Raw genomic sequence first — 25,374 nt, 5'->3', positions numbered from 1 at the left:
CATCAGAATATTTATCCCAGCCATTACCTTACGCTGTCCACACTTTACTTCCCGGATACCGGCCCTGTACCTGGGATCGTGCCACAGTGCTTGTACCGAATGATCTATAACAAAACCAAACCAGAGCCACTGAGTATTCAAAATGATTTACGTCTTAGCCTGGAGACTGACGGGCAGCTACTTTTTACTCACGGGGGCCTAGAAGGCGTATTGCTTAGCGAGTGCGTCAGACTCAAACAACGCTCACTTGCCAACAAACTGATAAGTCTGCTTCAGCAGTTCAATAACTTGGAATATCGTCATAAGCTTGTTTGGCTTTTCTGGTATGACCGTATGCTCGGAGCGTCTCTTGATGACTGGCTGGAGAACCTTAAGAAAATGAATGACGAAGAGTTCTGCTTTTGGCTGTTGCAGCGTCAGGAAGAAAACTCAGAGTTAACCCATTTGATGGATGAATATGTGAACTTTACGTACTACTGATGTGCTCCTGACTTGCCCCACGTGTTCATTTTTCGGTGCGCTAAAGATGTACAAGCTCACTTTGTCTGCCAAATTAGTGTGATATTCTTTCCAGAAATCCTGTTGTATCCACGATATAAGGCGATGATTGATGGAGCAGTCTCTCAATTTTGAAATGTTGCGTAGCCAGTGGCCAGAGCTAGCTGAACTCGGATGTATGGCTGAACGATATATTCATTCCGATCCTGAAAGCTGTCTTGTGAAGCTACGCAACTACACCGAATTGATGGTCCGCTGGTTGTATCGTCAGGAGCGTTTACCGGAAGGTTTCAAGGCAAATCTGTACGACCTGATGAACGCCGATGTGTTTGCCAGCATGATGCCGGAAGCGATCGTCATGAAGATGGATGCACTGCGTATCCATGGTAACCGTGCTGCACATGGTGGGCGTATTAAAGCCAAAGATACTTACTGGTTGCTCAAAGAAGCATACTTATTAGGGGTTTGGCTGTATGTCCGTTATGCAAATGGCAACGTTGATCACAGTCCTAAATTTTCTCTTCCTCCGCTGACTCAATCTCCAAGTCGTGCAGATGAAAAACATCTGAAAGATGCAATCAAGGCACAGGATGAAAGCCGTGAGCGTGAGTTGGCGTTACAACGCGCCTTACAGCAGGAGCAGGAAAAGGCTGAGATCCTCACTCAGCGTTTGAATGAAGCCAGAACCCGCAACCAGCACGTTGCCGATATCCTCTCCATCGATGAAGCAGAAACCCGCCGTCGTCTGATCGACTCCAGGCTACTTGCTGCTGGCTGGGACGTTGGGGATGAACTTAAGAATACCGACCAGGTCACTCAGGAACATCTAGTTAAAGAGCAGCCCACTTCAACCGGTGATGGCTATGCTGACTATGTATTGTGGGATGAAGCACATAAACCACTGGCAGTTGTGGAAGCAAAAAAAGCCAGTGTGAGCGCCGAACAAGGTCGAATTCAAGCCCGGCTATATGCAGACTGGCTGGAGAAAGAATACGGGCAGCGCCCCGTTATCTTCTACACCAATGGTTACGATATCTGGCTTTGGGATGACAATAAAACCCACGGATACCCACCGCGTCGGATATTTGGTTTCTATGGCAAAGAAAGCCTGCAATATCTTATCCAACAGCGTGAAACACGTTTACCATTAAACAGTATACCGCACGTTAAAGACAACGAAGGTAAGGCGGTTGCAGGCCGCCTATACCAGCTTGAAACCATTGCCCGCGTCAGTGAACGTTTCACCAACAAGTATCGTCAGTCATTGATTGTTCAGGCCACCGGTACTGGTAAAACCCGAGTAGCGATTGCACTTAGCAAGCTAATGATTGATGCCCGCTGGGTAAAACGAGTCCTGTTCCTTTGTGATCGTAGAGAGTTACGTAAACAGGCAGCAAATGCCTTCAATCAGTTTACCAACGAGCCGCTGTATGTAGTTGGCAAGTCGAAGAAAGAAGATAGGCAGAATGCAAGGATCTACATCGCTACGTATCCCGGCATGATGAAAATTATGGATCATTTCGATGTAGGCTATTTCGATCTGATCATTGCCGACGAATCCCATCGTTCTATCTATAACGTCTATGGCGATGTGTTTAAGTACTTTGATGCGCTCCAAATCGGCCTGACAGCAACGCCGATTGATATGGTGAGCAAGACCACCTTCGGCCTGTTTGGTTGTGAGGGACGTATCCCTACGGCGAACTACAGCCTTGAGGATGCCATTGCTGACAACAACCTAATTCCCTATGAGGTAGTTACTCACACCACCGAATTTTTGCGCGAAGGCATTAAGCGAGAAAAATTGAGCGACCAGCAAATCCGCGAGCTGGAAGAGCAAGGAATTGATCCCAACACTCTGGAGTTTGAAGGTAAGTCGTTGGATGAGGCGATCTACAACAAAGATACCAACCGCCATATTCTGCGTAATCTAATGGAAAATGGCCTGAAAGACGCAGATGGGCAGCTTCCCGGTAAGACGATTATTTTCGCCCGTAACCACAAACACGCGCTGCTGCTGAATAAGCTATTTGACGAAATGTATCCGCAGTTTGCCGGGCGCTTCTGTCAGGTTATCGATAACTACGATCCTCGTGCAGAACAGCTTATCGATGATTTTAAAGGGCTGGATGAAAGCACCAATAAAGAACTGACCATTGCCATCTCCGTCGATATGCTTGATACCGGTATTGATGTCCCGGAAATTGTGAATCTGGTCTTTGCCAAACCGGTCAAATCGAAAGTGAAGTTCTGGCAGATGATTGGCCGTGGTACGCGCCTCTGCTCGGGGCTGTACGGCAACGATGAGAACGGCAAACCGCTGGACAAACAGAAATTTCGCATCTTCGATCATTGGGGCAATTTCGAGTATCACGAACTTCATACCGAAGAGGCCGAAGTTAAACCAACGAAATCGCTGGCGCAAAAACGCTTCGAGGCATGGGTAATTTTGGGAGCAGCAGCGCAGCGTAAGTTCGACAAACAAGCTGTAGATTTGGTAGCTCATCAACTTCGTGAACAGATCAATGCGTTGGATGAAAAGTCGATTGCTGTGCAGGAAAAATGGCAACAAAAAGCGCAGTACAGCGATGAAAAATTGCTGCGTCAGCTTTCACCAAAAACACAGCAGGATCTGCTTTCTATTCTGGCACCGTTAATGCAATGGCTGGATGTACGCGGACAAAGCGACGCCATGCGCTTTGATATGGACATCCTTGCGGCGCAAACCGCTCGATATACCAACCCGGAAGAGCTAGACGTACTTTGGCCGGAAATCGTGGAAAAAATAGAGCGCTTACCGCCACATTTGGCGCAGGTACAGCAGCAGGGTCAGCGGATTAATCAGCTCCATGATTTAAGCTGGTGGAAGCAGGCCAGTCTGGAAGAGCTGGAAGATATTCGCATTCACCTGCGCGGCATAATGCACCTGATGGAAAAAGATCCAACGCCACAATTCAGTTCCTTGCAGGTGGATATCACCGAAGATGCAGACCAGATTCAGACGGAAACCCGCAAAACTAATGTTCGCTCCATTGATTTCAAACTTTATCGCCAGCAGGTTCAGGGGGCACTGGAACCACTGTTCCAGCAAAATCCGGTGCTGAAGAAAATTCGCAACGGCGAACCGGTAACGCAAAGTGAGCTGGATGAACTGGCAAAACTGGTGCTGATTCAGAATCCCAACGTTGATATCCGAGCTCTGAAAGAGTTCTATCCGCAGGCAACCGCCAGCCTGGATAAACTTTTACGCACTATCATCGGTATGGACAGCGATGCGGTAGAGGTACGTTTTGCGCAATTCGCCGCCGATAACAGCCTGACCAGCCCGCAACTACGTTTCCTCTCGCTGCTGAAAAATCATATCCGTGATTACGGCACTATCGAGATGAAGCAGCTCTTTGAACAACCTTTCACACATATTCACCAAGGAGGCGTCGCGGGCGTATTCCCGGATGTGGCACAAATCACCCGCTTGCAAAAGATAGTCGAAGAGCTGGGTGTCGTGACCGACACGGCAACGGTATAATGCGTTCATGACAAGCCCTGGCAGCGGGGCTTTTGTATTTATAACAAGGTAGACGTTAACAATGATCACCGGTGACTTAAAAAGTAAAATCGACGGGCTGTGGGAAGATTTCTGGGTGGGCGGCATCACCAACCCGCTGACCGTTATCGAACAGATCACCTACCTGATGTATTCCCGTATGCTGGATACCCAAGAACAACGGGACGAAAAGCGTAAGCAAATTGCGGGGGTCGATTTTAAACCGCGCTTTGCAACTGAGCAGCAGGAGTTTCGTTTCAGCCACTACAGTAATCTGGGTGCAGATGAAATGATGGATGTGGTGCGCGATGGCGTATTCCAGCACTTCCGTCAACTTGGGCAGGCGGATAAAACGAAGGCCACGCTTCTGGGTAACTTTATGAAGGATGCCCGACTAGAGATCGTCAAGCCTTCGCTCTTGACCAAAGCGGTGGAAGTCATTAAAAGCCTGCCGCTGGATCGCGGTGACACCAAAGGTGATCTCTACGAATACCTATTAAGCAAGTTGACTACCGCCGGGATCAACGGTCAGTTCCGCACCCCGCGCCATATCATCCGTACCATGGTCGAGATGATGGAGCCAAACCCGGCGCGTGGTGAGACGATTTGCGATCCGGCCTGTGGTACGGGTGGTTTTCTGGCGATTAGCTATGAGTATCTACTGGAAAAATACAGCTCGCTGGAATCCATTCATACCGAGATTGGCAGTAACGAACGCGGTGAGCTGGAAGAACAAAAAATTTTTACTGGCGATCTGCTGACGTCGTGGCGTGACCATGTGGATAACAATATGTTCCACGGTTACGACTTCGATACAACTATGCTACGTATCGCCGCCATGAACCTGATTATGCACGGTGTGGAAGAGCCGGATATTCACTATCAGGACACCATGAGCCAGAGTTTTAGCACCAACTTCCCACAGGCCAGCAAAAACGCCTTTAACCTGATCCTGGCAAACCCGCCGTTTACAGGTTCACTGGATGAGGAAGATATTGATGCCTCGCTGTCGGGAATGGTGAAGACTAAAAAAACTGAGTTGCTGTTCCTGACGCGTATTCTGCAAATGCTGAAAGTGGGTGGTCGCAGCGCCACTATCGTGCCGCAGGGGGTACTGTTTGGTTCCAGTAAAGCACATCAGTCGTTACGTCAGACGCTGGTGGAAAATAACCAATTGGAAGCGGTAATCAACCTGCCCTCCGGTGTGTTCAAGCCTTATGCCGGTGTGGCGACGGCAATTCTACTCTTCACTAAAGGCGGCCAAACTGATGAGGTATGGTTCTACGACCTGCGCAACGACGGCTATAGTCTGGATGACAAGCGTAACCCGATAAAAGACAACGATCTGCCACACCTGCTGGCAAGTTGGAAGCAATATCGTGCTTTACGTGGTTTGCCGGTAGATAACTTTATGAGCGAGAAATTTGCCTCGTTGCTGAAACAGCAGTACCCGAAAGGAATTGATGATGGTGTTGATTTCAAAGATCGCACACAGGCGGCGTTTGTGGTACCGAAAGAAGATATTGCCACGCAGAAATACGATCTCTCCATCAATCGTTATAAAGAAGTCGTGTATCAGGCGGAGCAGTATGAAGATCCTAAGATGATACTGAAGCGGTTAAAGGATCTGGAAAAAGAGATTCTGGCGGATTTGGATGAGCTGGAGGGAATGCTGTGAGTTGGCCGACGGTGAGTATCGGAAGTGTTGCAAAAGTGATCACAGGCAAAACGCCACCTAAAGCTGATCCTAATTGTTTTGGCGGAAATATCCCCTTCATTACACCGTCTGAGTTAACGAACTCGGACTATCTGCTCAAACCGGAAACAACATTAACAGAAAAGGGATTAGCAACTACAAAGCTGATTCCTAAAAATAGTATATTAGTTTGTTGTATCGGTTCTTTAGGTAAAATCGCAATAGCAAATCTTCCTGTTGCCACTAATCAACAAATTAATAGTGTTACTTTTGATGAAGATAAAATCTATTATAGATTCGGATTTTACGCATTAAAGTTATTGAAGAATGAACTAAAAAACATTGCACCGTCAACTACTGTTGCAATAGTTAATAAAAGTAGATTTTCAGAATTAAAAATCCCGCATCCTCCATTGGAGGAGCAAAAGCGTATCGCAGATATTCTTGATAAAGCTGCAGGCATACGCCAGAAACGCGAGCAAGCTACCAAACTAGCTGATGATTTCTTGCGTGCAACATTTCTGGCGATGTTTGGCGATCCGGTAGTTAATGAGAAAAAATGGCCATTAAGGAAATTGAAAGATGTATGTGATAATGTGATTGATTGTCCACACTCTACTCCTAAATGGGTTGATAACGGCACGATTTGCATTCGTACATCAAACTTATCGAAAGGGGGGTGGGTTTGGTCTGATAAAAGATTCGTGAGTGAAGACACTTATTTAGAAAGAACAAAAAGGAGTGTTGTTGATGAAGGGGACATCATACTAAGCCGTGAAGGTACTGTTGGTATTGCAGCTATTGTTCCTGAAAACTTAAAATTATGTATGGGGCAACGATTAGTCCAACTAAAGTTAGATAAAAATCAAGTAACTCCTGAATATCTCTTGGCTTTTTTACTTTATGAATTAGATCCTGTGAGAATATCAAGAGTAATGAGCGGTTCAACCTCAAAACATATTAATGTCAGTGAGTTAAAACAGTTGAATGTGATGCTTCCATCAATGAAAAAGCAAAAATTATTTTCGGAAATACGAAATAAAATAATCAATATATCCAATAAATCTAATGTGGATAGTTCATTGTTTGAAGTATTAAGTTCCCAGTTTGCATATTAGTTTTAAGATTAAATAAAAACAATCCCTCTCGTAAGAAAATTTTACGAGAGGATCGACATTAAAATTTATTGCTGTTTTTTATAAAATCATAGAGACATACTAATTTACAAAAATTACTTGATAACACTTGAATACTCATCGCTTCATCAATATGTTTTTTCAGTATCTTAAGTAGTTCATCCATATCACGCTTGATTAAACCCGGTTCCATATAGGGCATCATTCTTAAAAAGAAACCGAAATCATAAGCAAGATATAACTCATTGACTCCCACCCTGACTTCAGGAACGGTTTCAGAACGTCGTTTATCCCAACCTTGAGACTGAAAACTTACAGGAGTGATATTCAATCGTGATAAAACACCACTTGAGAGTCCTGTTTCATTAATTAAACCGCCATCGAAATTAATTAAATTAGCGTGATTTAAGAAGTGAAAAATAGGAATACGCGCATTGCCTTTGCATATATTTGGTAGAACATCATTAACAACGCATTCCCAATCATAATGTCCATTTTCAAAAACAACTTCTCGAATGAGATCTACACGTTCCAGCCCAACCAATCCTTTTGCTGCCATCGATTCTGATTTTTTCACCATCGAAATAGCACCATATCCTACAACAAACTCTGTAGTACTAATCCCCTCTTCAATTTTCTCTGAGTCTCTCACATATAATTTTCCTTTAGGATCATCAGTTAAGACTAGTTCATAAAGCTCGTCTTTTATCATTCTGAATAAATGTGCAGGGATCCTTTTTTTAGTTTCACTCAGCACTTCAAATATTTCTTTATAAGATGGTGCCTGAACATATTTTACTGGGATTTTTTTATGAATAACAGAATCACTAATATCGGCTTCATCTAGTTCAGGTTTCCACTCAACAAACAATAATTTGTTTTGTAAAAAATCCAGACTGGCATCAGGAAAACAACTGACTATATCTTCTAGAATTTCAGCTATATGCTCATCTGTTAAAGAGTAACCTAAGAATATAACAGGTCTCTCAATAAACATAGTTAGTAATTTAGAGGAAAGGTAGGGGTTTTTCTTTCTATATTTATCATAGTCATTTGATGTCAAAATTAATGAGTTAGGTTCAGTGCAGCAGCCATGTATTTTATATATCTCGGCAATACCATGACTCCTGCCAGTAATTAATCCATCTTGGCCTATAAATGTTGTAAATTTCGGAAATAGGCTTTCTAGAAAGATATCCCAGTTTGTGGTAATGACTCCGTCAATATTTGCTTTCGCAAAAAGAGAAATCTCATGTTTTAATTCATCATCATCTATAATATTTTTATGTGCATTTTCAATGTATTTAGATATTGAGAGTTTCAAAGGAGATTGTTCATTAATAAAAATTTCTTCTTGCTCTTTTTCACTTAATGCTAATTTACCTTCTTCAGTATCCCACCATTTATCAGCATATGGCGATACCAATAATTGAGCATACTCGGGTAAGTCACCATTAGCTTTTGTTTTTAGTTTTATATGATTTTCCCCTATCGCTTCAGCAAAATGCTTCAGAAGATTTTGCCAGCAGGGCACACCAAGGTAACGTCGAGACACTCCAGAGCCAACAAACAACACTGGGGATGCCTCGAACTGTTTAAAATGATTTTCGAGTTTTTTCTTAAAATTCATACTGATACTCTCTTTAAAAGAAATAAAAAACCCTCATAGCGATAACATTAAGGTATTACTGCTTCCATCACCAGTACATTTGTCAACTTTATGCAATAAATTTTATCATTAAAATTCAATTGGTTATTAGAATAGATGACTGATAGGTAGCATAGAACTCCTGATGGTAGCCGAATCGCAATTCCCGCGTTACGATATGGGGAACCAATCAAGAGTCCTTTTCCCCTAGGGGGTAATCATGCCTTTAGATTTAAGTAACACTTTAGTTATTGGCATTAGCGCAACTGCGCTTTTTGACATGAGCGAATCCGATCGCATGTTTCGGGAGACTTACGAAACCGATCCTGATAGAGCCATCGAGAAGTACCGTGCCTACATGCTGGAGCACGAAAATCAACCCCTACAGCCCGGTACAGGTTATCCCTTAGTGAAGGCGCTTCTGGGTCTAAACCAGTATCGCCAACCGGATGACAAATCATCTCTGGTTGAAGTCGTCGTTATGTCGCGCAACAGCCCTGATACAGGTATCCGAGTTCTGAATACAATTCGCCACGACAAGCTAGATATCACACGATCTGCCTTCACTGCGGGTGAAACGGTCGCTGATTACCTTGATGCCTTCGATGTTGATCTGTTTTTAACAACTAGCGTAGAGGACGCGCAAAAAGTCATTGATTCTCGATTTTGTGCCGCTGCAATATTAAAAGATCCGCCTTCAAGTTCTTCCGAAATCCCTGACGGGCAAGTTCGTATTGCTTTTGATGGCGATGCAGTACTTTTCTCAGATGAAAGTGAGTTGGTCTATAAAACTCAAGGTATGGAAGCTTTTCATGCGCAAGAAGATGCACAACAAGATATTCCCATGGCAGAAGGTCCCTACGCTACTCTGCTAAAAAAAATAGCAAAACTTCAAGACCGCCTACCTACTCGAATGGAGTATTCTCCAGTACGTATTGCCTTAGTTACCGCCAGAAACAGCCCTTCAGAAATGCGGGTAATTAAAACGTTAAGGAGTTGGGGTGTATATGTTGATGAGGCTTTTTTCCTTGGAGGCGTGGAAAAAACCAAAGTACTTCAGGCATTTAAACCTCATATTTTCTTTGATGATCAAGATGTACATTTAAATGCTGCAGCGAAACTTATTCCATCAGGCAAAGTGCCTTATGCCAGCAATTCTGAACTATTTAAAGCGTCTTGATCGTTATAAATTCCCGGGAACAACTCATGTCTCCCGGGATAAGGCACCTGTATGGTCGATGACTGAAGTGGCTTTACAACCTTCAGCTCGGTCTATGGACTGCTTTCCCGAAATCAAACGGACTAATTCCCTTCTTCCGATTCGCATCCAGATAATCCGCCCACCATTGCACCATTAACCTACGTTCCCCTAAATGTTCGGCCTTATGAATATAAGCCGCACGCACAGAGTTGCGCTCCTGATGGCTCATCTGTCGCTCCACCGCATCCCTCGACCACAATCCCGACTCTATCAATGAACTACAAGCCATGGTTCTGAAACCGTGGCCACAGACTTCAACCTTCGTGTCATATCCCATAACGCGTAGAGCCTTGTTTACCGTGTTTTCACTCATTGGTTTACGTGGGTCGTGATCACCGATAAAGATCAGCTCACGGTTTCCACTCATGCTTTTGATCTTTTCCAGAATAGCGAGAGCCTGGCGGGATAAGGGGACAAGATGGGGGGTCTTCATCTTAGAGCCGCGCTGAGAGTGTTTGACACCTTCCAGCGGTTCACGCTCACCCGGAATCGTCCACATAGCAGTTTCGAAATCGATTTCTGACCAGCGAGCAAAACGTAATTCACTGGAGCGGATAAAGACCAATAAAGTCAACTCTACCGCCAGCCGTGTTAATGGCCTGCCACTGTAGTAATCGATGCGATGAAGTAACTCTGAAACGCGGTTTAACTCAAGTGCAGCACGGTGCTTTCTTTTACCGGTAGCAACAGCGCCCGCCATCTCCTGCGCGGGGTTGTAATCAATTAAACCGCTTTGAACTGCATAGCGCATTATTGCTGTGGTTCGTTGTTGCAGGCGGGAAGCCACTTCAAGACGTCCAGACATCTCCACGGCTTTAATGGGAGGTAAAAGATCACGAGTTCCGAGGTCTGCAATATTCCGTTTGCCTATGGCTTGAAAGAGATTGTCCTCTAAGCTTTTGAGCACTCGAGCACTGTGAGCTTCTGACCATTGACGATTACTGGCATGCCACTCTCTGGCTACCACTTCAAAAGTTATCGCTTCTTGATCCAGTTCTACCCTAACAGCTTTCTTACTCTCGCTTGGGTCCACGCCGTTAGCTAAAAGCTTACGGGCTTCATCCCGTCGTGTCCTGGCATCCGCCAGCGAGACTTCGGGATATTTTCCCAACGCCAACATCTTCTCTTTACCACCGAAGCGATAACGCAGCCGCCAGTATTTGGAACCGTTAGGGTGAACCAGCAAAACCATGCCGTCGCCATCAGTAAGCTTATAGGCTTTTGCTTCAGGCTTAGACGTACGAACCTTCACATCACTCAGAGCCATGTTGAGTATCCTTTCAAGGGTTCTGTGTGGGTACAAACATTATCGAACCGGGATATACCCGCAAATGTACCCACATCAGTAAGTTGATGTAGATTGAATCAGGTTGACTTATGTTGACTGAAAAAGCGAGGGAAGCCTTGCGGGGACTGGATTTTAGACATAAAAAAAGACCTCAGTTGAGGTCTATTTACATACTAATGGTGCCGAAGGCCGGACTCGAACCGGCACGTATCTCTACGGTTGATTTTGAATCAACTGCGTCTACCGATTTCGCCACTTCGGCACTGAAGTAGTATGCGGAAAACGTGGGCATTATACCTTCCCACTTGCCTCGCGCAACACTTATCAAGCATTCAACGAGTTGAATGTTGAAAAAAACGTCACCCGTCGATTTTCTCGGCTTACTCTGCTCATTTATCACTCTAAATTGAGTTCATCAGCGACCGCGATCGCCCCTCACCCCAATCCTCTCCCACAGGGAGAGGGAGCCGTCCGAGCCGATTTGTGAGTGGCTGGATAATTTTCCAAGAAGCAGACTTTATGCAGTGGGCAGGTAGGCTGTCATCAGCCAATCTACTCTGCTGCCCCACCACCATCCTGCACTTTTTTGTTACACCTCACACTTTTCATCACAACCTTCTGTGACTCCCATTATCGCAAATAAAAATAGCAACCAATTGAATACAAATAATTTTTCACAAAAATACTCTACAGTTCCCCACCCACCCTTCTGTGACAACCCTCGTTTATTTGTTAAATCAAATGATTGAATATTAATAACATAACAAAAAATAACAGCCATCCAGCGGCACCATCGCTACCGACCCGGAGTTGAGCATGATCCCATCGGAACGCCGCGATTTTATCTATCGCTATGTACATGAGTATCAGTTGGTCACCATCGTGGCCTTGGCCGAGTTGATGAGCGTTTCACATATGACCGTCAGGCGTGACATTCATCAACTGGAAGAAGAAGGCAAGGTGATTAGCGTCAGCGGCGGCGTACGCCTGAGTGACGCGCTACGCCAGGAACTGGCCTACAAAGAGAAGGCCCAACTGCATCACCGGCAAAAACGGGCCATCGGCAAATATGCCGCCGGGCTGGTCGAGGATGGCCAGGTGGTCTACCTGGACGCGGGCACCACCAGCTTCGAGATCGCCCGCCAACTGGCCGAGCGCTTCAACCTGACGGTAGTCACCAACGATTTTTCCATTATCCAGCACCTGATGAATCGCCCACAGCTCAACCTGTTTCACACCGGTGGGCGGGTCGATCAACGCAACTATTCCTGCGTCGGCAGCTGCGCCGCCATGCTATTGCGCACCTTGAATATCGACGTGGCCTTTATCAGCACCAGCTCCTGGGATTTAGAGCATGGCCTATCTACCCCGCACGAGGAGAAAGTGCTGGTGAAACAGGCGCTGCTGGACGTGGCCCGGCGCAAGGTGCTGGTTTCAGACAGCAGTAAATACGGCAAGTACGGCATGTTTCGCGTCTGCCCACTGACGGCGCTCGACGACATCATCTGCGATGCCGCCCTGCCGCCAGAAACGCAGCAACAACTCCAAGAGCGTGGCGTGCGGCTGCACAGCATCAACCTCTGATAACAACCCCTACAGGAAAAGGAATAAAACCATGAAGGTCATCATTACCGGTGGAGCAGGTTTTTTGGGTCAACGCTTGGCAGCCGCGCTGCTGCAAGACAATACACTGCCTTTTGACGAACTGGTTCTGGCTGATATCCAGCAACCAAACGCCCCGCTAGCGGATCCACGAGTTCGCTGCCTGGCACTCGACCTCACTCAACCCGATGCCGCCGATCGGTTGATCGACAGTGAGTGCAGCGTGCTCTATCACCTGGCCGCCATCGTCAGCAGCCATGCAGAAAGCGACTTCGATCTCGGGATGCAGGTGAACTTCGACGCGACTCGCCAACTACTGGAGGCCGCTCGCCGCAATGCCCCAGCGATGAAGTTTATCTTCACCAGTTCGTTGGCAGTGTTTGGTGGCCAGCTTCCGGACACCGTTACTGATGATTGCGCCGTGCAGCCGCAATCCTCCTATGGCGCACAAAAGGCGCTGTGTGAGCTGTTGATCAACGATTACGCCCGCAAAGGATTTGTCGATGCGCGTGTGCTGCGTCTGCCTACCATCAGCGTGCGCCCCGGCAAGCCGAATAAGGCGGCCTCCTCCTTTGCCAGCGGCATCATCCGTGAACCGCTGCACGGGGAGCCTTCCGTCTGCCCGGTCTCCCCGGAGTTGGCTTTGTGGCTGTCCAGCCCCGGCACCGTGGTACGCAACTTTATCCATGCTGCCACGCTGCCCGCCGCGCAGTTCGGCACCTCACGCATCGTCAACCTGCCTGGCATCAGTGTCACGGTGGAGCAGATGCTAGCCGCACTGGAGGAAGTAGCCGGTGAGCAGGCTCGTGCCAAGGTGAGCTTTGTGCCGGATGAAGCCATCAACCGCATTGTCGCCAGTTGGCCGGGCAACTTCGATGTGCAACGCGCATTGGCGTTAGGGTTCTTCGCCGATGAGAACTTCCAGCAGGTCATCCGCGCCTTTATGCGCGATGAGATGCCACAGGCCGGGAGCTGATTATGGCACTTTATACTCCCATCATTGGTTTGGCGGTGGCCGTATTCGTACTGGTGTGGCTGGTATTGCGCACCCGGGTTCACGCACTGATCGCCATGCTGGCGGCGGCTTCTATCGCCGGGATCAGCGGCGGGCTGAGCGCCATGCAAACGGTAGATACCATCTCCAAAGGGTTTGGCAGCACGCTCGGCAGCATCGGAATTGTCATTGGTCTGGGGGTGATGATGGGCCGCGTGCTGGAAGTTTCTGGCGCGGCGGAGCAGATCGCCTTCAGCTTTATCAAGTGGCTGGGTAAAAAGCGCGAAGAGTGGGCGTTGGCGATCACCGGCTATATCGTCAGCATCCCGATCTTTGTCGATTCTGCCTTCGTCATCCTTTATCCGCTGGTCAAAGCGCTGGCCAAGAAGGGGCAACGCAACCTGCTGACGCTCGGTGTAGCCTTGGCTGGCGGCCTGATCATTACCCACCACGCGGTGCCGCCAACCCCTGGCCCATTAGGCGTCGCGGGGATCTTCGGCGTGGATATCGGCGCCATGATGCTGGCCGGGCTGGTGCTGGCCATTCCCTGCGTGATCGGCATCGTGATCTATGCGCGCTGGCTCGGTACCTATTACCCTGATTTTACGCCGGAAAACCAGGATGAGGAGCCGGAAGATCTGCGGACCGCCCACCAGCGCTATCTGGCCGAGAAAGAGGCCAAGGTGCTGCCGAGCTTAACGCTATCGCTGTTGCCAATCATCGCGCCCATTGTGCTGATCTTTATCAACGCGGTGAACACTATGCTGGCCAAGGCTGAAGGAATGGCCTGGCTGGGGGAAAGCCTGTGGGGGCAAGCCTTTGCCTTCCTCGGTGCACCGGTGATTGCGTTGGCCATCAGCGTGCTGTTGGCGGTTTACACCCTGATGCCCAAGGTAGACAAGCACGAGACGCTGGAGAGACTGGAGGAAGGCTTGCAGGCCGCCGGGATTATCCTGCTGGTGACCGGTGCCGGTGGCGCGCTAGGGGCGGTATTGCGTGAAAGTGGCACTGGCACCTTGCTGGCTCAGCACGTCGCCAATCTGCCGCTGTCTCCGGTGTTGATCCCCTTCTTTATCGCTACGCTGGTGCGCTTGATACAGGGGTCAGGCACCGTTGCCATGATCACCGCTGCGTCCATCTCGGCCCCCATCGTCAGCCAGTTGCCCGGCGTCAATATGCTCGCCGCCGCGCAGGCCGCCACCATGGGCGCGCTGTTCTTCAGCTACTTTAACGACAGCATGTTTTGGGTAGTCAACAGGATGATGGGGATTAAGGACGTGAAGCAGCAGATGATGGTCTGGTCGGTGCCCACCACTATAGCCTGGGCGATCAGCCTGGTCGGTATTTTACTGCTGGACTGGATCTTGTAGCCCCTCACCCCAACCCTCTCCCACAGGGAGAGGGAGCCGCCCGAGCCACTTGTCAGCCTAAACGCTCCAGTTAGCCCCCCGATTAAGCTAGTAAAAACTTTCCTAATTCCTTGATAACTAAAATAGTTTGACCTACCTATCATTATTCAGGATTGGTCAGACCTTTAGGGGAAGCGGATTGACCTCGATCAAAAATGACATACCGGCTGGTCGGTATGATCGCCGCATGAATACCCACGTGCATCGCAAGAAAGACCCGGAACGGCTGCAAGAGCAGTTGCTGGAAGCCGCTAGTATCATCGCAGCCAAAGATGGGATTGCCGCGCTGTCGCTAAACGCCGTCGCCAAACAGGCTGGGGTCAGCAAGGGCGGGCTGCTGCACCACTTTCCCGGCAGGCAGGAGCTGATCCACGCACTGTTTATTCGCCTGTTGGCGGTGATGGATCGCGGGATTATGGCACTGATGGCCGTGGACGATAACCCGCGCGGGCGCTTCTCCCGGGCCTACCTGATGTACCTGGCAGGTATCAGTGAAACCGACACCAGCCGTCAATTGGCCCTGCTGTCGCTGGCCATGCCGCATGAAATGGTGTTGCGTAAATGCTGGCGGGACTGGGTGCTGCAACATCTGGCCAACGCCGATGAACTGGATCGCAGCTACGTAGGTAACCTGGTGCGCTATGGTGCAGACGGCCTATGGCTTTCTGAACTCACGGAAGGAGTCACTATGACGCCGGAAGAGCGGCTTGCATTGGTGACGAGGCTGGCGGCAATGACCTTCGAGGAGCTTTAACCTCCGCGGTTCGCGGGCAGCCAATCACCCAGGGGCGATAATGAAATATAAAATTAATGCCTTTCTTATTTATGACGCCACCGAAGGCTCGCTAAAGCTGGACGACGGCGGCAAGTCAGATAGCCAGCTCACCATCACTGCCAACGCCCTGCTGTTCTTCATGATCCAGCATCCTGGCGTGATCAGCCGCGATACGGTGATGCAGCGGGTTTGGGACGACAACGGGCTGATGTCCTCCAACAGCAATCTGAACCAGTATCTGAGCATCCTGCGCAAAGCCTTCCGCCGTTACGGCATTGAGAACGTGATCGTCACCGTGGCCCGGGGCCGGCTGGAAATCAACCCAGAGCTGACGATCGAAGTGATCGATGACTCCTTGTTGCATCCGGTAATACATGCCAGCGAACAGGGATCCCCTGCCGAGGTAGCTCCAGAGCCAGTACCGGTTGAAGCGGCCATCACCAGCAACGATCGCTACTGGGGTTATGCCGGGGCGATGATATCCCTATTGGCCATCGCGCTGATCGGCTGGTCGTGGAGTAACAACGGCAGCCTGACCCCGCTCGTCTTCACCCCCGTCGCGCAGGAACCCATTGAGGTGTTATCCACCGACGCCATGATAAATCCAAGAATGCGCGAGAATTACCTGAAAAACTTTATTGCCGTCAAAGAAAAAAAGAACATAAAGTATGATAAAGACGAACGTTTTCTGTTCTTTTATGGTGATAAGCTGCAATCCAACGGTTTAGGCCGGACATTTCTCGCACATTGCGCCAAACATCAAGATAATACATTCAGCTACTGCGATAACTATTTTTATTATTCATGGAAATAAATTATGAAAACACTGGGCTGGGGGAGAAGGCTGTTTGCCGTCTCTATCATATTGCTACTGGTCTCACTATTTATCACCGTTAAGCATAACGTTATCCGGCGCGATGATATTTTAAATTGCTCAACCAAAGCCATTATGCATTTTGAAGACACCGTCACTGAATCCGTCAACGTCAATATCCACTTTAACTTTAATGTCAAAGGTAAAGGTTCCATCGTGGTGGAAGGATATTCAGACTCAGAGGCAGGCTGGCTTTATTTACAACGCTACGTACAGTTTGATTATACCAGCAAGCGCGTTTCCCCAAGTGCCCGCTATTATCAGATCAACCGCTGGGTCTCCAGCAAGTCCTCTATCGATCAATCACCCGACGTGATCTTTGATTACTTTATGCGGGAAATGTCAGACAGCCACGACGGCCTGCAATTGGCGATGGAAAAAATCAACGCCGATACCGTGCTGCTCAGTTCGATCAACTCCCCACTGTTTATCTGCGCGTTGAAACCCGGCAGCCAGTTAGAGTAGCGTCCGTTTCCCAGCAAAGCTGTTCCCCCTTGTCATAAGCCTCTGGCCAGCCTCCCTTAGCCCTTACAATCCCCTAAAAATACCCCTGATAGTCATAATGCCTGTCGGTTATTCGGCGATCGCTATTTCCCCTCACCCCAACCCTATCTCCAAAAAGGAGAGGGAGCCAGTACGGAGCCGAAGTTAGGTACAGAGGCTAATCTGTGGCACGTTCAGTCCCCTCTCCCTGCGGGAGAGGGTTAGGGTGAGGGGAGATTGCCGACCTTAACAACTCCCCAAAAAAACCTGCGCTGCCCCACAGTCTGCAAGCCCCTCCGCTACCTAAAAAACCCATTTGATAACCATAGATTTAACATTATTTTCCGCCCTTAAGTGAATGCCAAAACCCGCCATTTCTTGCCAGGGAGCAGAACTATTATCGGGCTGATTATCAGAGTAAACAGATAAAAATAGGATAAATTAACGCTTATTATTAGAACAAAAAACTAAATAGATATCGATTAATGAATTTATATTTTGAATAACTGCCGGAGGGGTATAGTGCCCTTAGCCGTCGGAAACCTTGATCCCCTCATGGCCGAACGGCACAGCAGATGACAACTCATAAACCGGCTTTGTGGAGGAAACAACAATGGGTGATGCATTAGGCTTAATCGAAACCAAAGGGTTGGTGGCCTGTATTGAAGCGGCGGATGCCATGTGCAAGGCGGCCAACGTCGAACTGATTGGCTATGAAAACGTCGGTTCCGGCCTGGTCACCGCCATGGTGAAAGGTGACGTCGGTGCGGTAAAAGCCGCCGTCGATTCCGGCGTGGAATCCGCACAACGCGTGGGTGAAGTAGTGACTTCACTGGTTATCGCCCGCCCACACAACGACATCAACAAAATCGTGATTAAGCATAAAGCGTAAACAACGCTTCTGAGGAGAACGGATCATGGGTGACGCATTAGGATTGATTGAAACCAAAGGGCTGGTGGCCTGTATTGAAGCCGCCGATGCGATGTGCAAAGCGGCCAACGTGGAACTGATCGGCTATGAGAACGTCGGTTCCGGTCTGGTCACTGCGATGGTGAAAGGCGACGTTGGCGCGGTCAAGGCGGCGGTGGATTCCGGTATCGAATCGGCCAAGCGCGTGGGTGAAGTGGTTACCTCACTGGTGATTGCCCGCCCGCATAACGATATCCAGAAAATCATCTCGCAGTACAAAATCACCGAATAACAAGGAATTCACTGATGAAAGATGCACTCGGATTGATCGAAACCAAAGGGTTGGTGCCAGCTATCGAAGCCGCCGATGCCATGTGTAAGGCTGCCAATATTGAACTGATTGGCTATGAAAACGTCGGCTCCGGCCTGGTCACCGTGATGGTGAAAGGCGACGTGGGTGCCGTTAATGCGGCGGTGGAATCCGGTATAGAAGCCGCCAGCCGGATTGGCGAAGTCATTTCATCACGGGTTATTGCACGCCCACATAATGATATTGAGAAAATCGCCTCACAGCATAAGGCGTAATTCAGCCTGATTACCGGCAGTGGCAGATAAGTACTCTACCCGATTACAGCAAGTAAAAATTAAACTCCTATTCAGGGGAATAGACTAATGACCACATTAGATCCGGATTTACAATCCATTCAGCAGGCTCGCACGCTGATTAAAAATGCCAAACAGGCGCAATTGCTGTTTGCCAAGTATTCACAGGAAAAGATCGACGGCATTATTAAACATATTGCCAGCGAAGCGGCCAGGCATGCCGAAGAATTGGCGAAGATGGCCCATGAAGAAACCGGCTTCGGCAATTGGCAGGACAAGGTGTTAAAAAACATTTTCGCCTCTGAAAAAGTTTTTGAGCATATTAAGGATTTAAAAACCGTCGGTATTATTCGTGACGATCAGCAGAATAAAGTCATGGACGTGGGCGTCCCGTTAGGGGTTATTACCGCCCTGGTGCCGTCCACCAACCCAACCTCAACCATTTTCTATAAGACGCTGATCGCGCTGAAGGCCGGGAACGCCATTATTTTCTCCCCGCACCCTAATGCACGCCAGTGCAGCCAGCGGGCGATTGAGATCGTCAAACAGGCCGCGCTCCAGGCCGGTGCCCCAGCGGGTATCGTTGATGGCCTGACCCAGCTGACGCTGGAAGCCACCAAAGCCCTGATGCACAGCAAAGACGTCGCACTGATCCTGGCTACCGGCGGCGAAGGCATGGTCCGTGCAGCTTACAGTTCCGGCACGCCAACCATCAGTGGCGGCCCAGGCAACGGCCCGGCGTTTATTGAACGCAGCGCCAATATCCAGCAGGCGGTGAAGGACATCATCACCAGCAAGACCTTCGATAACGGCGTGATCTGCGCCTCTGAACAGTCGATCATCGTGGAAAAGTGCATCTATCAGGACGTACACCGCGAGTTACTGGCCCAGGGCTGCTACTTCATGAACGACGATGAGTCTGCCCGCCTGGCCAACATCCTGTTACGCCCGAACGGCATGATTAATCCTGAAGTGGTGGGCAAGACCGCCATCTACCTCAGCGAACGCGCCGGATTCTGCGTACCTGCGACTACCAGGGTGCTGATTTCGTTACAAAACAGCGTCTCGCGTAAAAACCCTTACGCCCGTGAAAAACTCTGCCCGGTGTTGGGGCTGTACATCGAAGAAGACTGGATGAGCGCCTGTGACCGCGTGGTTGAACTACTCACCAACGAAGGTCTGGGGCATACGCTGGTCATCCACACCCAGAACCAGCAGGTGATCCGCGAGTTTGCGCTGCAAAAACCGGTGCACCGCATCCTGATCAATACGCCCGCCGCGCTTGGAGGCATTGGCGCAACCACGAATCTTATACCTGCGTTGACGCTCGGTTGCGGTGCCGTCGGTGGCGGCTCCAGCTCGGACAACGTCGGCCCGATGAACCTGCTGAACGTACGTAAGGTCGGCTATGGCGTTCGTAGCATCGAGGATCTGCGCCAACCACAACCCGCAGCTCAAACGTGCAGTGCGCCAACCAGCCATAGCACCAGCATCTTCGACGATAACCGCTTTGCGGCTCCAACGGCGGCGGTAGCTCCACAGGCCGCACCGGCACCGCTGTATGCCCAGGGCGACGATCGTTTCGGGGCGGTCACCCGCGCAGTGGTTAACGCCGCAGCCAATGACATCACCGAAGAGAACGTCGAACGGATCATTACGGAAGTGCTTGGACGCCTGTCCCGGTAACACATCAACCAAGGGTGAAAACATGATCCTCGCAAAGGTAACCGGCCATGTGGTGGCCACGCAGAAAAGTGACGAACTACGCGGCAGCAATCTGCTGCTGGTCACGGCGCTGGGTGACGACCTGGAAGCCATCAAAGATCGCACTTACGTCGCCGTCGACAGCGTCGGTGCCGGTGAAAACGATCTGGTGTTGGTGGAAGAGTATTTCGCACTGAGTAAAGACCGCTACAAGGCCATGTCGATCGTTGCCATTGTCGAGAAGGTTCACCGGGAGCGTTAAGAGTAAGAGGAAGTAGGCATGAATGAGTTTCTGATTAAGCCAAAAATCCATTTCGGTGAGGATGCGCTGCTCGCTCTGAGCAGCTTGCCTGGACGCTCGGCGTTTTTGGTCACCGATCAGGCGATGGTGAAGTTTGGCTTGGCCGAGCGGGTAACCAGCCTGCTCCAACAACAGCAGATCCGCTGTCGTCAGTATGACGAGGTGGCCTCCGACCCGGATATCTCCGCCATCGTCAGCGGCATGAAACTGATGGATGACGACTATCCGGACCTGGTGATTGCCTTGGGTGGCGGCTCGGTGATTGATGCCGCCAAGGCGGTGATGTATGCGCTGTGGTATTGCCGTAAAGACAGCGGCCGTAGCAAGCCTTGCTTTGTCGCCATCCCCACCACCAGCGGCACCGGTTCCGAAGTCACCAGCTTCTCGGTGATCAAGTCCCGCAGCCAAAAGCTGGTGTTGGTGGACGAGTTCATGCTGCCCGACATCGCCATCCTCGATCCTCAGTTAGTGAAGTCGGTGCCGGCCAGCATTACCGCCGATACCGGGATGGATGTGCTGTGCCATGCCCTGGAGGCCTATGTCTCCCGCAAGGCCAGCGACTTCAGCGATGCAATGGCCGAAAAAGTGGTGCAGATGGTGTTCGGCCACCTGCTGACCTGCTACCAACAGGGCAGCAACCTGCCAGCGCGGGAAAAAATGCACAACGCTTCATGCATGGCCGGGATGGCGTTCACCAATGCCTCGTTGGGCATTACCCACAGTCTGGCGCACGCCCTCGGCGGCATGTTTGGCATCCCCCATGGCCGGGCCAATGCGCTGCTGATGACATCGGTGGTCGCCTTCAATGCCGACGTTGACGGCAACTGCGACACCCCGGCCGCACACAAGTATGCCGCCCTGGCTCGCCTGTTGGGTCTGCCAAGCACCTCAGTTCGTGATGGCGTTAACAGCCTGCTGGTGGCGATCGAAACGCTGAAACAGGAAATGCAGCTACCGGCCAATCTGCAAGCCGCAGGGGTAGAGGAACACCGCTTCCAGGTTTGCCTTGGCGAACTGGCCACGCAGGCGCTGCACGACAGTTGCACGCCAACCAACCCGCGCGACGTTAACGCGGCAGATTTGGAGAAACTGTTCCGCCTCGCCTACAGCGGCGGCCCGGTACAGCTTCAATAACGCACTCATTACAGTCAACGGATTTTGCCAATTTGTGTGAAAGCCGCAGGACATCAGGAGAGATTTGAACATGGCCCATTATTCACTGACGCCACGCGTAAAACTGCTGGCAGAAAGACTCTTATCCCAAAACAGCACCATCAGCACCGAACGTGCCGCCATTCTGGAAACGCTGGGTGGCGATGTGGCCGGCATGCCGCAGTTGGTCAAGAATGCCAAGCTGTTCAATGAGCTGGTCAAGCAACTGCCCGGCTACATCGGCCCCGATGAGTTAATCATCGGCAGCCAATCCTCCACGCCGCGCGCCGCCGTGTTCCACAGCGAAAGCGAACTGCGCAGTCCTTCGGCCTTCACCGCGTTTGGCCAGACCTCACCAGACTATCTAGCGGTGATCACCAAAGGATTGTTCGCCATCGAAGCCGAAATGGAAGACCGTGCCAGAAGCATCGGCAGCGCCGTCAGCCGTTCTGGACTAGACGAAGTCAACCAATGCCGCGCCATGATCTACGCCTGCAATGCGGCGATGCATCTGGCGCAGAAACTGGCCAGCAAGGCAGAAAACATGGCGGCGGTAGAAAACCATCCGTACCGCAAGGCGGAGCTGCAAGAAGCGGCTACCATGCTGAAAAAAGTCCCGGCTTACGGGGCTAGCAGCTTTAAAGAGGCTTGCCAGGCGTTCTACTTCTTCCAACTGGCGCTGCACCTGGAAAACGGCAGCTATGCGGTTTACCCAGGCGGCTTCGACAAGCTGCTGTACAGCTTCTATCAACAGGACATTACCCGTGGCGTGCTGACGCCGGAGCAGGCTTACGAAATCGTCGAGTGCCTGTGGCTGAAACTGTGTGAGCTTTCCGAAGTGCGCGCACCGCGTGAGCTGGACGGCTACCCGATGTTTGACGCCATGCTGCAAGGCGTGCGCCTCGACGATCCGGCACTGGTGATCAACGATCTTTCCGCCATGTTGCTGGCAGCCCGTAGCAATCTGATGACGCTCAACAGCAACCTGCAGGTGAAACTGTTCGCTGGCCAGGCGGGTGCTCGCCCACAGTACAGTGCGCCATCGGCCCCGTTCGTGGCAGCCTCGGCGCAAGACGTGGCAACCCACAAACTGATGGAAGGGCTGACACCACGCCTGCAACGCCTGCGTGACAACTACCTCGATGCTCGCCCAAGTGTGTCTATCTATCGCGCCATCACCTTTACCGAGATGGCGAAAAACAACCCGGGTCTGCCAACCATTCTGCTGCGCGCCAAGTCTTTCCGCGCCGCCTGTGAAACCGCACCGATCCTGATCCAGCAAGATGAGTTGATCGTCGGCCATCCGTGCGGCAAACCGCGTGCCGGGGCGTTCTCACCGGATATCGCCTGGCGCTGGGTGCGTGACGAGCTAGACACCATGGGCACCCGCCCGCAGGATCCGTTTGTTATCTCCGAGGCCGACAAGAAGACGATCCGCGAAGAGATCGTACCGTTCTGGGAAGGCCGTTCGCTCGATGAGATCTGTGAAGCGCAGTACCGCGAAGCGGGCGTTTGGGCCTTCAGCGGCGAAACCTTTGTCAGCGACCTCTCCTACCACCAGATTAACGGCGGTGGCGATACTTGCCCAGGCTACGACATCCTGCTGTTCACCAAAGGGATGAACGGCATCAAGGCCGATGCCCAACAGCACCTCGCGGCGCTGAGCATGGAAAACCCGGCGGATATCGACAAGATCTACTTCTACAAAGCGGCCATTGAAACCTGTGACGGCGTGGTGGCCTATGCCAAGCGCATCGCGGACAAGGCCCGTGAACTGGCCGCCATTGAGCAAGATCCGGCACGCCGTGCGGAACTGCTGACCATCGCAGAAACCAACGAAAACGTCCCAGCCAACCCACCGAAGACCCTGCAAGAAGCACTGCAAAGCATCTGGACGGTGGAGTCGCTGTTTGAAGTGGAAGAGAACCAGACCGGGCTGTCGCTGGGCCGTCTGGATCAGTATTGCTACCCGATGTACCAGGCCGATATCGCCTCTGGCCGCCTGACGCAGGAACAGGCGTTGGAACTGTTGCAGGCCTTCATCATCAAGTGTGCCGAACTGATGTGGATGTCCAGCGAACTGGGTGCCAAGTACTTCGCTGGCTACCAGCCGTTTATCAACCTGACTATCGGCGGGCAGAAACGCAGCGGTGGCGATGCCTGTAACGATTTGACCTATCTGATCATGGACGCCGTACGCTTTGTCAAAGTGTACCAGCCGTCGCTGGCCTGCCGTATCCATAACCAGTCACCGCAGAAGTACATGGAGAAGATCGTCGACGTGGTGAAAGCGGGTATGGGCTTCCCGGCCTGCCACTTTGATGATTCCCACATCAAGATGATGCTGCGCAAGGGCTTCGACTTTGAAGACGCGCGCGACTACTGCCTGATGGGCTGCGTAGAGCCGCAAAAATCCGGCCGCATCTATCAGTGGACCTCTACCGGTTATACCCAGTGGCCGATCGCCATCGAGTTCGTGCTCAACCGTGGCCGCATGGTGCTGTTCGACAGCTATCAAGGGTTGGATACCGGTGAGCTGAGTACCCTGAAAACCTACGAAGAGTTCGACAATGCGGTGAAGGCGCAGATCGCGCACATCGTCAAACTGTCGGCTATTGGCACCGTGATCAGCCAGCGTGTCCACCGCGACGTGGCACCAAAACCATTGATGTCGCTGCTGGTGGAAGGCTGTATGGAACAGGGTAAAGACGTGGCCGCCGGTGGCGCAGTGATCAACCACGGCCCAGGGCTGATCTTCTCCGGCCTGGCGACCTATGTCGACTCCATGGCCGCGATCCGCAAGCTGGTGTATCAGGATGGCAAATACACCCTGGAGCAGATCCGTGACGCGCTGCTGGCCAACTTTGAAGGCTTTGAACAGCTGCGCCGCGACTGCCTGAACGCGCCGAAGTACGGCAACGACGATGACACGGTCGATCAGTACGCGCTGGACATCACCGAGTGGACCGAGCGCGAGTGCCGCAAGTACAAGATGCTCTACTCCACGCTGAGCCACGGCACCCTGTCGATCTCCAACAATACGCCGATAGGTGAACTGACCGCCGCGACGCCAAACGGCCGCCTGGCCTGGATGCCGCTTTCCGACGGGATCAGCCCGACGCAGGGCGCGGACAAACAGGGCCCAACCGCCATCATCAAGTCCGTCAGCAAGATGAACGTGGAAACCATGAACATCGGCATGGTGCACAACTTCAAGTTCCTCAAAGGGCTGCTCGATACCCCGGAAGGCAAGAACGGACTGATCACCCTGCTGCGTACCGCGTCCATTCTGGGCAACGGGCAGATGCAGTTCAGCTACGTGGATAACGAAGTGCTGAAGCAGGCACAGGTGGAGCCAGAGAAATATCGCGACCTGATCGTCCGCGTAGCGGGTTACAGCGCGTACTTCGTCGAGCTGTGCAAAGAAGTTCAGGACGAAATTATCAGCCGTACGGTCATTGAGAAGTTCTGACCTTAGCCTTGGATAAGACAGGGA

Annotated in this window: 20 protein-coding genes and 1 tRNA gene; 18 read left to right on the top strand and 3 right to left on the bottom strand. The window is 50.8% G+C overall.

The window, feature by feature from the left end:
• The 4 genes from N6G83_RS42490 to N6G83_RS42475 all read left to right on the top strand — a co-directional run.
• On the top strand, positions 1–480 hold a 480-nt coding region (locus N6G83_RS42490), incomplete at its 5' end, for a hypothetical protein (protein WP_260524162.1).
• A gap of 130 nt (positions 481–610) precedes the next feature.
• Complete coding sequence (locus tag N6G83_RS42485) at positions 611–4,024, top strand: DEAD/DEAH box helicase family protein (protein ID WP_211134703.1); 3,414 nt, start codon at positions 611–613, stop codon at positions 4,022–4,024.
• 61 nt (positions 4,025–4,085) lie between these two features.
• On the top strand, positions 4,086–5,720 hold the full coding sequence (locus N6G83_RS42480; RefSeq protein ID WP_211134704.1) for a class I SAM-dependent DNA methyltransferase: 1,635 nt from the start codon (positions 4,086–4,088) through the stop codon (positions 5,718–5,720).
• On the top strand, positions 5,717–6,856 hold the full coding sequence (locus N6G83_RS42475) for a restriction endonuclease subunit S (RefSeq protein WP_211134705.1): 1,140 nt from the start codon (positions 5,717–5,719) through the stop codon (positions 6,854–6,856). Before N6G83_RS42480 ends, N6G83_RS42475 begins: the two co-directional genes overlap by 4 nt.
• A 58-nt stretch (positions 6,857–6,914) precedes the next feature.
• Here N6G83_RS42475 and N6G83_RS42470 read toward each other — a convergent pair whose 3' ends face one another.
• On the bottom strand, positions 6,915–8,504 hold the full coding sequence (locus N6G83_RS42470) for an SIR2 family protein (protein WP_211134706.1): 1,590 nt from the start codon (positions 8,502–8,504) through the stop codon (positions 6,915–6,917).
• Positions 8,505–8,742: 238 nt separating this feature from the next.
• Here N6G83_RS42470 and N6G83_RS42465 point away from each other — a divergent pair, with 238 nt between their 5' ends.
• Positions 8,743–9,702, top strand: coding sequence for a 5'-nucleotidase (locus tag N6G83_RS42465; RefSeq protein WP_211134707.1), 960 nt, complete (start codon positions 8,743–8,745; stop codon positions 9,700–9,702).
• Positions 9,703–9,784: 82 nt separating this feature from the next.
• Here N6G83_RS42465 and N6G83_RS42460 read toward each other — a convergent pair whose 3' ends face one another.
• Positions 9,785–11,050 (bottom strand): tyrosine-type recombinase/integrase, encoded by a 1,266-nt coding sequence (locus tag N6G83_RS42460; RefSeq protein WP_211134708.1) that lies wholly within the window; start codon positions 11,048–11,050, stop codon positions 9,785–9,787.
• A gap of 198 nt (positions 11,051–11,248) precedes the next feature.
• Positions 11,249–11,333, bottom strand: a tRNA-Leu gene (locus N6G83_RS42455).
• Positions 11,334–11,887: 554 nt separating this feature from the next.
• On the opposite strand from N6G83_RS42455, the gene N6G83_RS42450 reads away from it, so the two are divergent.
• The 13 genes from N6G83_RS42450 (at position 11,888) to cutC (ending at position 25,350) form a co-directional block, all read left to right on the top strand.
• The gene (locus tag N6G83_RS42450) at positions 11,888–12,655 is read left to right on the top strand and encodes a DeoR/GlpR family DNA-binding transcription regulator (RefSeq protein WP_021179134.1); all 768 of its coding nucleotides are present in this window, start codon (positions 11,888–11,890) and stop codon (positions 12,653–12,655) included.
• 31 nt (positions 12,656–12,686) lie between these two features.
• On the top strand, positions 12,687–13,649 hold the full coding sequence (gene denD, locus N6G83_RS42445; protein ID WP_211134709.1) for a D-erythronate dehydrogenase: 963 nt from the start codon (positions 12,687–12,689) through the stop codon (positions 13,647–13,649).
• Positions 13,649–15,037, top strand: a complete 1,389-nt coding sequence (locus N6G83_RS42440) for a GntP family permease (protein ID WP_024529399.1) — start codon at positions 13,649–13,651, stop codon at positions 15,035–15,037. The genes denD and N6G83_RS42440 overlap by 1 nt, the downstream gene beginning before the upstream one ends.
• 226 nt (positions 15,038–15,263) lie before the next feature.
• Positions 15,264–15,830, top strand: a complete 567-nt coding sequence (locus N6G83_RS42435; RefSeq protein ID WP_024484717.1) for a TetR/AcrR family transcriptional regulator — start codon at positions 15,264–15,266, stop codon at positions 15,828–15,830.
• 40 nt (positions 15,831–15,870) lie between these two features.
• Complete coding sequence (locus N6G83_RS42430; protein ID WP_065684335.1) at positions 15,871–16,665, top strand: transcriptional regulator; 795 nt, start codon at positions 15,871–15,873, stop codon at positions 16,663–16,665.
• Between the two features lie 3 nt (positions 16,666–16,668).
• Complete coding sequence (locus tag N6G83_RS42425; protein WP_024529401.1) at positions 16,669–17,190, top strand: FidL-like protein; 522 nt, start codon at positions 16,669–16,671, stop codon at positions 17,188–17,190.
• Between the two features lie 631 nt (positions 17,191–17,821).
• The gene (locus N6G83_RS42420) at positions 17,822–18,100 is read left to right on the top strand and encodes a BMC domain-containing protein (protein WP_004249182.1); all 279 of its coding nucleotides are present in this window, start codon (positions 17,822–17,824) and stop codon (positions 18,098–18,100) included.
• A 25-nt stretch (positions 18,101–18,125) separates the two neighbouring features.
• Positions 18,126–18,410 (top strand): BMC domain-containing protein, encoded by a 285-nt coding sequence (locus N6G83_RS42415; protein ID WP_021807825.1) that lies wholly within the window; start codon positions 18,126–18,128, stop codon positions 18,408–18,410.
• Between the two features lie 14 nt (positions 18,411–18,424).
• Complete coding sequence (locus N6G83_RS42410; RefSeq protein ID WP_021179127.1) at positions 18,425–18,703, top strand: BMC domain-containing protein; 279 nt, start codon at positions 18,425–18,427, stop codon at positions 18,701–18,703.
• An 87-nt stretch (positions 18,704–18,790) separates the two neighbouring features.
• The gene (locus N6G83_RS42405; RefSeq protein ID WP_024484714.1) at positions 18,791–20,407 is read left to right on the top strand and encodes an acetaldehyde dehydrogenase (acetylating); all 1,617 of its coding nucleotides are present in this window, start codon (positions 18,791–18,793) and stop codon (positions 20,405–20,407) included.
• A 22-nt stretch (positions 20,408–20,429) separates the two neighbouring features.
• Entirely contained in the window at positions 20,430–20,687 is a 258-nt protein-coding gene (locus N6G83_RS42400; RefSeq protein WP_021179125.1) for a EutN/CcmL family microcompartment protein, read from the top strand.
• Positions 20,688–20,705: 18 nt separating this feature from the next.
• Complete coding sequence (locus tag N6G83_RS42395) at positions 20,706–21,860, top strand: 1-propanol dehydrogenase PduQ (protein ID WP_211134710.1); 1,155 nt, start codon at positions 20,706–20,708, stop codon at positions 21,858–21,860.
• Positions 21,861–21,930: 70 nt separating this feature from the next.
• Positions 21,931–25,350 (top strand): choline trimethylamine-lyase, encoded by a 3,420-nt coding sequence (gene cutC, locus N6G83_RS42390; protein ID WP_211134711.1) that lies wholly within the window; start codon positions 21,931–21,933, stop codon positions 25,348–25,350.
• The last annotated feature ends 24 nt before the right edge of the window (positions 25,351–25,374 follow it).

The organism is Serratia sp. PL7 (assembly GCF_945957435.1).
This window is presented reverse-complemented; position numbering and strand designations above follow the sequence as displayed.